General features: G+C 71.9%; 12 protein-coding genes. 7 read left to right on the top strand and 5 right to left on the bottom strand.

Annotated features, from left to right (window positions below):
• Positions 1–7: 7 nt before the first annotated feature.
• Genes MKK49_RS14760 through MKK49_RS14745 form a run of 4 tightly spaced genes read right to left on the bottom strand, consistent with a single transcriptional unit; the run spans position 8 to position 4,526 of the window.
• Complete coding sequence (locus MKK49_RS14760; RefSeq protein ID WP_244029664.1) at positions 8–805, bottom strand: formylmethanofuran dehydrogenase subunit C; 798 nt, start codon at positions 803–805, stop codon at positions 8–10.
• Complete coding sequence (fhcD, locus tag MKK49_RS14755; RefSeq protein ID WP_244029662.1) at positions 802–1,758, bottom strand: formylmethanofuran--tetrahydromethanopterin N-formyltransferase; 957 nt, start codon at positions 1,756–1,758, stop codon at positions 802–804. Before fhcD ends, MKK49_RS14760 begins: the two co-directional genes overlap by 4 nt.
• Before the next feature lie 51 nt (positions 1,759–1,809).
• Entirely contained in the window at positions 1,810–3,453 is a 1,644-nt protein-coding gene (locus MKK49_RS14750; RefSeq protein ID WP_244029660.1) for a formylmethanofuran dehydrogenase subunit A, read from the bottom strand.
• Entirely contained in the window at positions 3,447–4,526 is a 1,080-nt protein-coding gene (locus MKK49_RS14745; protein ID WP_244029658.1) for a formyltransferase, read from the bottom strand. Before MKK49_RS14745 ends, MKK49_RS14750 begins: the two co-directional genes overlap by 7 nt.
• A gap of 260 nt (positions 4,527–4,786) precedes the next feature.
• On the opposite strand from MKK49_RS14745, the gene MKK49_RS14740 reads away from it, so the two are divergent.
• The 7 genes from MKK49_RS14740 to fae all read left to right on the top strand — a co-directional run bounded on the left by MKK49_RS14740 (position 4,787) and on the right by fae (position 11,861).
• Positions 4,787–5,854, top strand: coding sequence for a beta-ribofuranosylaminobenzene 5'-phosphate synthase family protein (locus MKK49_RS14740; protein WP_244029655.1), 1,068 nt, complete (start codon positions 4,787–4,789; stop codon positions 5,852–5,854).
• Positions 5,855–5,993: 139 nt separating this feature from the next.
• Positions 5,994–6,887, top strand: coding sequence for an NAD(P)-dependent methylenetetrahydromethanopterin dehydrogenase (locus MKK49_RS14735; protein ID WP_244029653.1), 894 nt, complete (start codon positions 5,994–5,996; stop codon positions 6,885–6,887).
• Between the two features lie 54 nt (positions 6,888–6,941).
• Positions 6,942–8,090 (top strand): ATP-grasp domain-containing protein, encoded by a 1,149-nt coding sequence (locus tag MKK49_RS14730; RefSeq protein WP_244029651.1) that lies wholly within the window; start codon positions 6,942–6,944, stop codon positions 8,088–8,090.
• Positions 8,087–9,073 (top strand): methenyltetrahydromethanopterin cyclohydrolase, encoded by a 987-nt coding sequence (mch, locus tag MKK49_RS14725; protein ID WP_056095349.1) that lies wholly within the window; start codon positions 8,087–8,089, stop codon positions 9,071–9,073. The genes MKK49_RS14730 and mch overlap by 4 nt, the downstream gene beginning before the upstream one ends.
• A 169-nt stretch (positions 9,074–9,242) precedes the next feature.
• On the top strand, positions 9,243–10,157 hold the full coding sequence (locus tag MKK49_RS14720) for a RimK family alpha-L-glutamate ligase (protein WP_244029648.1): 915 nt from the start codon (positions 9,243–9,245) through the stop codon (positions 10,155–10,157).
• A complete protein-coding gene (locus MKK49_RS14715) occupies positions 10,154–10,990 on the top strand; it encodes a triphosphoribosyl-dephospho-CoA synthase (protein ID WP_244029646.1) in 837 nt (278 codons plus the stop codon). The genes MKK49_RS14720 and MKK49_RS14715 overlap by 4 nt, the downstream gene beginning before the upstream one ends.
• A 358-nt stretch (positions 10,991–11,348) precedes the next feature.
• Complete coding sequence (gene fae / locus MKK49_RS14710) at positions 11,349–11,861, top strand: formaldehyde-activating enzyme (protein ID WP_056175161.1); 513 nt, start codon at positions 11,349–11,351, stop codon at positions 11,859–11,861.
• 130 nt (positions 11,862–11,991) lie between these two features.
• On the opposite strand, the gene MKK49_RS14705 is transcribed toward fae, so the two are convergent.
• Positions 11,992–12,675 carry a HisA/HisF-related TIM barrel protein gene (locus MKK49_RS14705; protein WP_244029644.1) on the bottom strand — a complete coding sequence of 228 codons (684 nt, stop codon included), beginning with the start codon at positions 12,673–12,675 and terminating at the stop codon, positions 11,992–11,994.
• Between the last annotated feature and the right edge of the window lie 16 nt (positions 12,676–12,691).

The raw sequence follows: 12,691 nt of genomic DNA, 5'->3' as shown, positions 1-12,691 counted from the left end.
TCCGTAATCAGGCCGCCGACACCCACAACTCGCCCTTGCCGAGGGTCGCGAGGTCGCCCGAGTAGCGGGTGAGCGCGCCGGCGGCGAGGTCGGCATGGGCCGGGCTCAGGGGACGGAGCGACCGGGCGAGGAGGCGCAGGAACACGAGGTCGTGGGTGCCGGTCGCGACGAAGCTCGGGGTCAGGGTGCCGACGCCGCCGGTGAGGAGGGTGCCACGCCGCATGCCGAAGCCCGGATGGTCGCCCACCGACCCGGCCGCGATGGTGCCGGCGATCATCCGCGACCCCGCATGCGCCCCCGCCGTGCCGACGAGGATGAGGCCGCGCCGCATGCGGTCGCCGAGGTGGTCGCCGGCCGCGCCCTTGATGATCAGGGTCGCGCCGTCGAGGCCGGCCTTGGCGGCGTAGACCGCTCCGCCGGCGTGATCGCCGGCATCGCCCTCGATGGTGATGGTGCCGCCGGTGGCGCCCGAGGCCGCGAACGGGCCGGCCGAGCCCGTGACCGTGACGCTGCCGCTGCGCATGCCGGCGCCGAGGCGCTGGCCGACATCGCCGACGACGCGGATAGTGCCGCCGTCCAGCGACGCGCCGACCCGGTCGAGGCGCGACGACCCGCCCTCGATGACGAGGTCTTCGGATTTATCGAGGGCGATGGTGAAGCAATCGCCTAGGGTCAGGCCGCGGCGGCTGGTGCCGACGGGGAGTCTGGCCGCCTCGGCCTCGCTGAGGCCGCTGAGCGACAGTGGGGTGACGTGCAGGAAGTCGAGCCGCTCCGGCGGCTCCTGGCGCAGGGTGAGGGTGCTCATGCCGCTCCAGCCTCGCTCACCGGCCCCGATGAGAGCAGGTCCTTCAGGTGATAATGGTGGCGGCCGAGATTGCCGCCGTAATTGCCCGCGGTGACCGCCACGAGCCCGTGGGCCGCACCGGCCTCGGTGGCCGCATGCAGCGCCGCGCGCATGGATTCGGCGACCCCGTGCGAGGTCAGGGCGTCGATGACGATCTCCAGGACGACGCCGACCTCCGCCGACAGTTCGGTGCCGGCGCGGCCTTTCAGGGTCGGACAATAGGCGTCGTTGGTCGACGCCATCATGCCCTTGGTGCGCGCCCCCACCTTCGAGCCCGAGCGGACGATGCCGCCGGGGAAGGGCAGGATCGCGCCCGAGACCGTGCGGGCGGCGTCGACGGCGATCTCGGCGACCTTCAGGGTCTCGGCGTGGTTGCGGCCGAGGAACAGCAGGTTGCCGCCGCCCACCGCCCCGTCCACGGCGCGGACGAAGTCCTCGCACAGGAACTCGCCGTCCATGACCGGGATGCGCCAGTAGCGGCGCGCCTTGCCGCTCACCGGATCGGTCAGGCGTTTCGCCACGGCGAAGCCGTCGCCGAAGTAGCGGATGGCCCCGCCGAGCTTGATCTTCGTGGGGCCGTCCACACCGGCGTAGCAGGCGGTGCCGGGGCAGGTGAGGATGCACTGGCCGACGCGCTTGAGGAGCTGGTCCTTCAGGCCGTTGGGCTCGAACCCGAACAGCAGGACGCGCACGCCGGGGCGACCGTCCGGGGTCTCCTCGGGCGACAGCTCGCAATCGATGCCGGCCTCGGCGCCGCAGCCGATGACCGAGGTCGCGAACCCCGTCATGGTGACGGCGGCGATCATCGCCCATTTCGCCGTGTCGTTGGTGATGATGATCGCCGTGCCGGCGACGTCGAACGCCTCGGCGAAGGTGTCGATCACCGGGATTCCGTTGAGGGTGAGTTCCGCCATGTCAGCCACCGGTCCTCACGCAACGCCCACCCTTCAAACCCGACATGTCCTTCAAGCCCGACATGCGACCTCCTCGAACACGTCCGCCTTCGGGAAGGCCTCGTCCGGCACTTCGAAGCTGCTCAAGCCCGCGCCGAACCGGTCCTGCAGGTAGGTCTCCGAGCGCGCGACCATGGCCTTGTCGGACTCGACGTTAAGTTCGAGGGTGCGCCCGGAGGTCCAGGTCACGACCTCGCCGTCCTCGACGATGGTGACGCCGTCCTTGAGCACGCGTTTGGCCCGGGCGAACATGGCGGTGCGGTCCCGGTCGTCGCGGTAGATGGCGACGTCGGCCCGTGCGCCCGCGCGCAGGTGGCCGCGATCCGCGAGCCCCAGGAGCTTCGCCGGCCCAGAGCGGGTGAGCTGGGCGATCTCCGAGAAGCTGTACTCGCGCTCAATGGCGCAGAGGCCCGAGCGCTCGCCGATGACCTTGTGGAGGCCGGCGATCTCGCGGTCGCGCTTCTCCTTGTCCATCAGCAGGTGAATGATGTGCGGGTAATCCGTGAACGGTCCGCCATTGGGGTGGTCCGTCGTCAGGATCGTGCGCTCCGGCTCCTTCGAGAGCAGCATGAGTTCGAGGCCGATGGCCCATTGCAGCGAGCTCACGGCGCCGCGCGGCTTGTAGAGGAACGGCACCACGCCGCCGCCTTCCGCGTCGCCGGCGGTGAGGATCCACTTCTTCGGATTGGCGCCCTTGCGGCCCGCGAACTGGCGCAGGATGTCGAGCGAGATGGTCACCGTCTGGCCGAAGGCGACCTGGCCGACATCGAAGGTGGCGTTGGGGTGCTTCTCCATCGCCTCCGTGATGCGCTCGGCCGCCGAGCGGAAGCCGCCCGTGGCCGAGTTCTCCGGGTCGGTGACGCCGTAGGCGTAGAACTGGGCATGGGCGAAGTGGATGCGCCGGCCCTCGGCCGCCTCGAGGGTATCGACGAAGGACGCGTCGGCGCCCGGAATGCCGAGGTTGTTGCAATGGACGTGCAGCGGGTGCGGCACGCCGATCTCCTCGACCGCGTCGAGCAGCGCGGTCATGATCTTGCGGGTGGACAGGCCGTAGACGGGGATCTCCTCGTCGAGGCTGAGCTTGAGCATCCCGTCCTTGAAGGCCGAGGCGCCGCCCGCGTTGATGCACTTGACGCCGAGCCCGCGGGAGGTGGCGACCGCGAGGGCGACGAGGTCGCGCACCGCCGCCTTGCCCTCGCGCTGGCGCAGGAGCTGGAGCAGGTGGTCGTCGTTGCCCATCACCGTCAGCGCGCCGCGATCGAGCAGCGGGATGTCGGCGAGTTCGAGCTGGGTCGCGAGGGCGCTGGCCGGCGGCATCGCCGGCTCGACGGCGATGGTGTAGCCCATCCGGGCGTAGTTCGCGCCGATCCAGGCGGCCGACCCGCCGGCATGCGCGAAGGGATGGCCCTCGGGCGCCGCCTCGCTGGTGTAGAGCTCCGGCAGGAGCAGGCGGCTCATCACCACGTTACCGCCGGCGATGTGCGAATGGACCTCGACGCCGCCGGCCATGACCACGCAGCCCGTGGCGTCGATGGTCTGGTCAGGCGCACGCTCGGAGGCGGCGACGACCCGCCCGTTCTCGATCCAGACATCGCCGACGGCGTCGCGTCCGGCCGTCGGATCGACGACCCGTCCCCCCTGGATGCGGATCAGCATGAGGCGGCCTTCTTCTGCACGAGGCGGTCCTGAATGGCACCGAGCACGCCGGCGGCCGTCAGCTCGGCCGGTTGTCCGATGGGCGGCGCGTACGTGATGGTGGCGCGCCGGTCGTTCCACAGGGCTCCGCCGGCGCTCTCGCCCGGCACGCCGACGGCGATGACGATCTCGGCGGCGTCGCCCGTGGCCTCGGGGCTGCCCTCGCCGACGATGGCGATGGCGGGCAGGGTGCCGAGCCAGTCCGGCCGGGGCGCGGGGAGGGAGGCGAGCCACAGGGCGGCATCGACCTCGCCGGCGGCGATCTGGCGGGCGCCGTCGAAGCGCCAGGGATCGTGCTCGGGCACGTGGCGGCCGAAGCCGACGCGGGGTGCCTGGCCGGTGGTCCAGGCGGCGAGCTGGAGCAGGGCGCGGCCCTGATAGGGGTCGGAGACGGGAAGCGTGAAGAAGCGCGTGACCTCATTGAGATCCTTGACCATGCCCTGGAGCATCTCGACGCCGAGCTCGCCGAGTTCGGCAGCGTCATAGAGCACGACCCCGTACTGGGCAGCGGCGAGGCGCCTGGCGAGGTCGCCATAGGCGGTCTCGCCGGCGAGATGCCCCTTCAGGTAGGCGCGCAGGTGCGCGACGGAGACGGCGAGGCCGCCGGCCTCGGCCGGATAGGCCACGTGCCGGGTGGCGCCGTTGCGCGGGCCGCCGAGCGACAGGAGGGTGCGCTCGGTGCCGGCGGCGCGGCCCCGCGTCGGCGCGGACTCGGCGATCTCCTGAACGATGGGCCGGTCCCACGGCGCGTTGCCGACGATGAGGATTGCGTCCGCCCGGCCCGTGGTCTCGGCGGGCGTGGTGAGCATGGCGCCCGTCCGGCTCAAGGACCCCAGTTCGGCGTAGAGGCTTTGGCCCGCCGCGGGATCGACGGTGGCGCCGATGGCGTCGGCGAGGTGATAGGCCGCGCGCACGGCGCTCAGTTCGGCGCAGAGCCCCGCCACGAGGGGCGTGCGTGCCGCAGCGAGGAGCGTCGCGGCGGCGTCCACCGCCGAATCCGCATCCGTCGCACCACCCTTCACCCAGGCCGCCATTGCCTTGCACCTTGGAAAATCGAGGGCCCGGCGCGCACCACGAAAGCGGGCGTCGCGCACGGCGGGACCGAGCCGGTCCAGAACGATCGGGCGGCACGTTTGCATCGGGGCCGCCCCCCAAGCAAGTCCCGGGGCCGATGCCGGACCGATTGCGGCTGGAAATTTTCGTGTTGCCGCCGCGCCGGAAGTTTGGACGAACGCCGCGTGATGCGCCCCGGAGGACGGATGCGTTCGCGGCGCTTGCGAGGCGTCCGCGCTCTATGGGAGAAGCCCCGCTGCCGGGCAATCCGCTCCGCAACGGTGCGGTGACCGAGCCGTGCGATGCGGCCCGTAGAAGGAAAGGGATCGACGTGACGCAGATCCCGGATGGGGCAGGGGACGAAGCGGAGACGAGGGGCGTGCGGGTGCACGCGCCGGGCCGCCTGCATTTCGGCTTCCTCGATCTCCACGGCGGCCTCGGACGGCGCTTCGGCAGCCTCGGCCTCGCCCTCGACGCCCCCGCCATCACCCTCACGGCGCGCAGGAGCCCCGGCCTGACGGTGACGGGACCGGAAGCGAAACGCGCGCATGGCTACGCCCTGGCGGCGGCCGGTCATCTCGGGATCGACGGTCACGCCGCGATCAGCATCGCGGAAACGATGCCGGCCCATGCGGGCTTCGGCTCGGGCACGCAGCTGGCGCTGGCGGTCGCGGCGGCCCTGGCCCGTCTGGCGGACCGCCCCTTCGCACCGGAGGCCTTCGCCGATGCCCTCGACCGGGGCAACCGCTCCGGTGTCGGCCTCGCGGCGTTCACGCAAGGCGGCCTCATCGTCGATGGCGGCCGCGACGGCCACGGCACGCCGCCGCCCCTCATCGCGCGGCTGGCCTATCCGGAGGCGTGGCGCGTCGTCCTCGTCCTCGACACCGGCATGACCGGCGTGCACGGGACCCACGAGGTCGAGGCGTTTCGCGACCTGCCACGGTTCCCGGAAGCCCAGGCCGCCGAGATCTGCCGCATCGTCCTCATGCAGGTGCTGCCGGCCGCCGCCACCGCCGAGCCCGAAGGGTTCGGCGCCGGGATCACCCGAATTCAGCGCCTCATCGGCGATCATTTCGCGCCCCATCAGGGCGGGCGCTACGCCAGCCCCGCCGTGGCCGAGGCGTTGGCCGCCATCGCGGCGCAGGGGATCAGTGGCTACGGGCAGAGCTCCTGGGGCCCGACCGGCTTCGCCCTGGTGCCTTCGGACGATGCGGCGCGGAGGCTGGTCGCATCCCTGGAGCGGCCCGGCCCGTTGCGCTTCCTCATCGCCCGCGGCCGCAACACCGGCGCCACGGTGACGCCGCTTTAAGACGACGCAAAGACGGCACAGGCTATCGACCTGCGCTCGATCGGGCCGGCGACCACCGGCTTTGACATTTCACCACCCCGGCGCACGATCGGGGCAATTCTTCTAGAACTGACTGCGACCGCACGGAGGGAAACCCGCCATGGCCCGCTCGATCCTGCACATGATCACGCCCCTGAAGCACATGAGCCCGTTCGACGTGAACATGGCCGTCGATGCCGGGTTCGAGACCATCGCCACCTACACGGAGGCGACGCTCCCCGACGTGACCTCGCTGGTGCAGGATTCGATCTTTTCGCGGTCGCCCCAGGACGGGACGCGCACGGGCATCTTCATCGCCGGCAAGAACGCCGAGGACGCCCTCGACATGGTCGATCGGGCGAAGAAGGCCCTGGTGCCGCCGTTCGCCAACCACATCTTCGCCGACCCGGCCGGCTCCTTCACCACGGGGGCCGCCATGGTCGCCGAGGTGACCCGCGCCCTGAAGGCGAAGTTCGACACGGAGCTCACGGGCAAGCGCATCGTCATCTTCGGCGGGGCCGGCGTCGTCGCCTACGTGGCGGCGGTGATCGGGGCGCTCAACGGCGCCGAGACCACCATCGTCGGCCATGACGGCGAGGAGCGCGTCAGCAAGATCGCCCACACCATGCGCTGGCGCTTCGGCGTCGAGGTCGGGTCCGTGGACGGGTCCACCGTGGAGGCCCGGCGCGCGGCCATCACGAAGGCCGACGTGATCCTCTCGGCCGGCCCCGCCGGCGTCTCGATCCTCACGGCAGAGGATCTCGAATCCGCGCCGAACCTCCTCGTCGCCTCCGACGTCAACGCCGTGCCCCCGGCCGGCATCGCCGGGATCGACGTCAACGCCGTCGACGTGCCCCTGCCGGTGGGCAAGGGCGTCGGCATCGGCGCGCTCGCGGTCGGCAACGTGAAGTACCAGACCCAGTCGCGCCTGTTCCGCCGCATGCTCGAGGCCAGGGAGCCCCTCTGCCTCGATTTTCGCGATGCCTACACGGTGGCCGTCGAGGTGGCGGGCTGACGGATCGGGCGGACGCCGGCCGGCGAGGCCCACGCCCTGTCCGAACCTGACGGATTGGCGGGCGGCGGCACGATCCTCATCGCCGCCCAGTCCGGCCGCGCGCTGGCGCAGGCGGCGCGGCGGGCGGGGTTGCGGCCCCTCGTCCTCGACCTGTTCGGTGACGCCGACACCCTGGGCCTCGCGGAGCATCACCGCCCCGCATCGGGCCGCTTCGGTGACGGGCGCCTCGGCGGCGCAGGGACACTCGCCGACCTCGACGCCCTGGCGGCTTTGGCCGGCCGGCCGCCCCTCGGCCTCGTCCTCGGCAGCGGCTTCGAGGGCGCCCCCGACCTCATGGCAGCCCTCGCCGCGCGGTACCGCCTGCTCGGCGCATCGCCGGACACCGTGGCGCGCCTGAAGGACCCGCTCGGCTTCGCCGGCCTCTGCACCCACCTCAGCGTCCCCCATCCCGCCGTCACCCGCGATCCCGTGCCCGACCGGGCGGGCTGGCTCCTTAAGCGGGCCGGCGGCTCGGGCGGCACCCACATTCGCGCGGCGACCGCCGGGCCGGCGCCGCCGGGCGCCTACTTCCAGGCCCGCGTGCCGGGCCGGGCCCACGCCCTCGCGTTCCTGGCGGATGGGAAGACCATCGCCATCGTCGGCCTCACGGAGCAGTGGAGCGCCCCCTCGGCCCTGCGCCCGTTCCGCTACGCCGGCGCCTTGGAGCGTGCGCGCCACGAGACGCAGGCCCTCGCCCCGCGCATGGTCGCGCGGATCGCCGAGGCGGTGGCACGTCTCGTCGCCGAGACCGGCCTGCGCGGACTCGCCAGCGCCGATCTCCTGGTCTCGGGCGAGGATTGGTGGCTGACGGAGATCAACCCGCGCCCCGGCGCCACCCTCGACGTCCTCGACCGGCGCCCGACGCCCCTGCTCGCCCAGCACATCGCGGCGAGTCTCGGCCGCCTCCCGCCCGTGGAAGCCGCGCCGGTGGATGCGGCGGCCACGGAAATCTGTTACGCGGCCACCGGCTACGCGCCGATGCCGCCGATCGACTGGCCGGCTTTCGTTCGCGACCGCCCAAGATCCGGCAGCCCAGTGGCGCGCCATGCACCGCTGTGCACCCTGTTCGCAACGGGGCCGGACTCGGCCGCCACGAGAGAGATGTTGCGAAGCCGGGCCGCCTACCTGCGGACCCTGCTCGATCTGACGGAGGAACACCCATGACCACGCGTCCGACGGCGCCCAAAAGCCCCTATCCGAGCGTCAACGCGCTCACCGCTCCCCTGGTCGAGCGCCTCGTCGCCGATGCCGACGTGCTGCGTCTGGCCGTGACCACGCAGGACGGCGCCCGCATGGTCGATGCCGGCGCCTCCGTGCGCGGCTCCATCGAGGCGGGGCGCCGCATCGCCGAGATCTGCCTCGGCGGCCTCGGGACCGTCACCATCGCGCCGTCCGGTCCCGTCGCGGCCTGGCCCTACTCCGTGGTGGTGCATTCGTCCGATCCGGTGATCGCCTGCCTCGGCAGCCAGTATGCGGGCTGGTCGCTCGCCGACGAGACCGGCGATTCCGGCTTCTTCGCCCTCGGCTCCGGCCCCGGCCGGGCCGTCGCCGTGGTCGAGGATCTCTACGCCGAGCTCGGCTACCGCGACACCGCCACCCAGACCGCCCTGGTGCTGGAGGCGGCCGGCGGCCCGCCGGCCTCCGTCATCGCCAAGGTCGCGGAGGCCACGGGCCTCAGCCCTGAGCACCTGACCTTCATCTACGCGCCGACCCAGAGCCTGGCCGGTGCGACCCAGGTTGTCGCCCGCGTCCTCGAAGTGGCCCTCCACAAGGCCCACACCGTCGGGTTCGACCTGCACAAGATCGTGGACGGCCTCGGCTCGGCGCCGCTCTCGCCCCAGCACCCGGACTTCATCCAGGCCATGGGCCGCACCAACGACGCCATCATCTACGGCGGCCGGGTGCACCTCTACGTCGAGGCCGACGAGGCCGACGCCCGCCAACTCGCCGAGCAGCTGCCGTCGACCACGTCGGCCGACCACGGCGCGCCCTTCGCCGACATCTTCGGCCGGGTGAACGGCGATTTCTACAAGATCGACGGCGCGCTGTTCAGCCCGGCCGAGGTCATCGTCACCTCCGTCACCACCGGCAAGAGTTTTCGCGGCGGCCGGCTGATGCCGGAGCTGGTGGAAGCCTCGTTCAGCTAGGATTGAAAACCCCTTCTCCTGCGAACGAAATGCCGGCGTGAAGCGCGACAGGACTCCCTCTCCTTCCAGGAGAGGGGACCCGCGCTGCCCGCGAGAGGTGTGAAAACCGCAGCCTCTCCGGGGGACGGTCGTCGCAGAGCGACCGGAAGAGGGACAGGAAAGACAAAACATGCGGATCGGGCTCGCGGCCGACAACGGCAATTGGCACAAGGCGCGCCTGAAGGCCGCCCTGGAGCACCTCGGCGCGGAGCCGGTGCTGTTCTCCCTCGCCGACGTCGCCATCGAGACGGGCGGGCGCGAGCCCCTGCGGGTGCCGGGCTTTCCCGACGCCCTGCCGGACGGTGTCCTCCTGCGGACCGTGGCGGGCGGCACCTTCGAGGCCACCACCATGCGGTTGGGCGTGCTCCACGCCCTGGTCGCCTCCGGCACCACCGTGTGGAACTCGCCCGCTTCCATCGAGCGCTCCGTCGACAAGGCGATGACGAGCCTGCTCATCGACCGGGCCGGCCTGCCGACGCCCGACACCTTCGTGTGCTCGAAGCGCGAGGCGGCGGCCGCGATCGTGGCGCGGGAAGCCGGCCCCGGCCGGCCCCTGGTGCTGAAACCCCTGTTCGGCTCGCAGGGCGAGGGGCTCCAGCTCATCGAGACCCCCGACGACCTTCCCGGCGAGGACGCCGTCTCGCGGGTCTACTATCTCCAGCGCTACGTCGCCCGCAGCGACGGCCTGTGGCGCGATTACCGGGTGTTCGTCTGCGAGGGCCGCGCCATCGCGGGCATGATCCGCGAGGGCGACGGCTGGATCACCAACGTCCATCGCGGGGGCCGGCCGCTGCCCTGGGCGATGCCGGCGGCGGCGGCCGAACGCGCCGAGGCGGCGGCGGCGGCTGTGGGCGTCGACTATACCGGCGTCGACCTCGTCGAGGACGGGCAGGGCGGCTTCCTCGTCCTCGAGGTCAATTCGATGCCGGCGTGGTCGGGCCTGCAGAAGGTCACGGAGGTCGACATCGCGCTGGCCGTGGCGCGCGGCTTCCTCGCCGCCGTGCGGGCGGCCCGGCCACCGCGCCTCGTCTCGGCCCTGGGATGAGGGCCCCGGGGACGACCGGCCTCACGGCCATCGGCGCGGCCTACCGGGCGAGCTGTCTCGCCGAACTCGACGCCCTCAAGCCCGGCAACGTCCACGCCTTCGCCGACGGCCACCGCATGGCCACGGTCGATTTCGTCACCAGCGCCGAGGTCTCTGCCCCGCACCTGGCGCGGACGGGCGCGCGGGTCGGGGCGCGGGTCCGTGCCGCCATGGCGGCCACCCTGGCGGCGGTGGGCCAGAACACCAATCTGGGCATCCTGCTCCTGTGCGCCCCCCTGGCGCGGGCGGCCGAGACCGGCATGCCCCTGCGCGACGCGCTCGCGGCGGTGTTCGACGACCTCGACGGGCGGGATGCGGAAGAGGTCTACGCCGCGATCCGACAGGCCAATCCGGGCGGCCTCGGAAAGGCGCCCCGCCACGACGTGACCGACCTCGAAGCCCCCCCGTCCCTGCGAGAGGCCATGGCGGAAGCGGCCCCGCGCGATGCCATCGCCCGCGCCTACGTCACCGGTTTCGCCGACCTCTTCGATCTCGGCCTGCCGGCCCTCGCGGCGGCCCGCGCCCGGGGCCTGTCGGAGCCCTGGACCACCACGGCCGTGTTCCTCGCCTATCTCGGACACGTCCCGGACAGCCACGTGGCGCGCAAGCACGGGCTGGCCCGCGCCGAGGCCCTGCGCGACGAGGCCGCCGCCCTCCTCGACCTCGACCTCGCGGTCCCGCCCGTGGATGCCCTGATGGCGAAGGACCGGGCCTGGAAGGCGGCCGGCCTCAACCCCGGCACCAGCGCCGACTTCACCGTCGCGACCGTGTTCCTCGATCGGCTGCTGGCCTGATACGGGCTCCGGTCTGATCACCGGAGCCCGTATCAGGCAGCCTGCCCGGCGCCTGAGCGAAGCCCAGATCCTCCATCCCGAAGGGCTCGAACGGATCTGGCATGACCCGTGCCGACGGAACATTGGCAACGGATTCACCGACGTCAGCTTTTGTTCCGGCCAAGATCAAATAATTTGCCGAAAACCGCGCGCCGCGCAGGGTTGTTCCGGGCAAACGCCCAGAGTAGGGTCCGCGCCGCGATCCGGGCTAACCGGTCCGCCCTTTCGGGGGCTGGACGCCGTGAACAAGGATAGCTTTCGGCCGCGCTCGTCTTCGAGGGCGGTCACGTCTTTTCAAGACTCCTGGGAGAAACCCCACATGGCGAAGATCAACAAGGTTCTGGTCGGCGAGGCTCTCGTCGGCGATGGCAACGAGGTCGCTCACATCGATCTCATCATCGGACCGCGCGGTTCGCCGGCCGAGACGGCTTTCTGCAACGGCCTCGTGAACAACAAGCACGGCTTCACCAGCCTGCTCGCGGTCATCGCGCCGAACCTGCCCTGCAAGCCGAACACCCTGATGTTCAACAAGGTCACCATCAACGACGCCCGTCAGGCCGTCCAGATGTTCGGCCCCGCCCAGCACGGCGTCGCCAAGGCCGTGCAGGACGCCGTCGCCGAGGGCATCATCCCCGCCGATGAGGCCGACGACCTGTTCATCCTGGTCGGCGTGTTCATTCACTGGGAAGCGGCCGACGACGCCAAGATCCAGAAGTACAACTACGACGCCGTCAAGCTCTCCATCCAGCGCGCCGTGAAGGGCGAGCCCACCGCCGCTCAGGCCACCGAGCAGCGCAACTCGGCTTCGCACCCCTTCGCGTCGAACGCTTAGATTGGGGGCAGTCCTGGGCAGAGTGAGCCTCCGCCCGCACCGCGGGGCCTGATCCAGCGACTGGCATCCATCTTCCTCGGACGATGAACTTCTGATGTGGGGCGGCTTCGGCCGCCCCATTCTTTTTGGCTCACGCGACGAACGCGCCGTCGTGGATCGCCGACGCCACCAGGGCGCCGGCGACGCCGATCCCCGCCAGCGCCGCCACGTCCGCCGGTCCGCGCACGCCCCCGGCCGCGTAGAGGCGCGTCGCGGGGCTCGCGGCCCGCAGGGCACGCAAGCGGTCGAGATCCGGCCCGGCCCCGACGCCGACCCGCCCCAGGGTCATCACGACGACGTCGCGCGGCCAGTGGGTCGGTTCGTCGTGCAGGGCATCCGGCCCGAGCCGCGCGCACCCCCGCGTGTCGAGGGAGAACACCGCTTGGTCGCCGAGTGCGCGCACGAGGCCGGCATCCGTCTGGCTTTCGCTGCCGATCACCGGCCGCCCGAGGTTCATGCCCAGGAACGACTCCACCCCGGCGGCCTGCGAGAACCCGGCATCGACCCAGAGCCGCACCGCCGGGCAGGCGGCGCGGATCGCCTCCAGGCTCGCCCGGTCGGGCGGGGCGCCGTCCATGATCGCATCGAGGTCGGCGACATAGAGAACGGTCGCACGCACCGCCCCCAGGAGCCCGCGCGCCACGGCCCCGGGCGACGATCCCTTTGCCAACGGCGTCACGATCGGGGCATAGGAGGCGCGCTCCCCGGCCCGCGCCCGCACCACCTGCCCGTGGCGCAGGTCGATGACCGGGATGATCTCGAATCCGTCCGCCATCCCGTTCTCCGTTCGC

The organism is Methylobacterium sp. J-090 (assembly GCF_022829345.1).
Lineage (GTDB): Bacteria > Pseudomonadota > Alphaproteobacteria > Rhizobiales > Beijerinckiaceae > Methylobacterium.
This window is presented reverse-complemented; position numbering and strand designations above follow the sequence as displayed.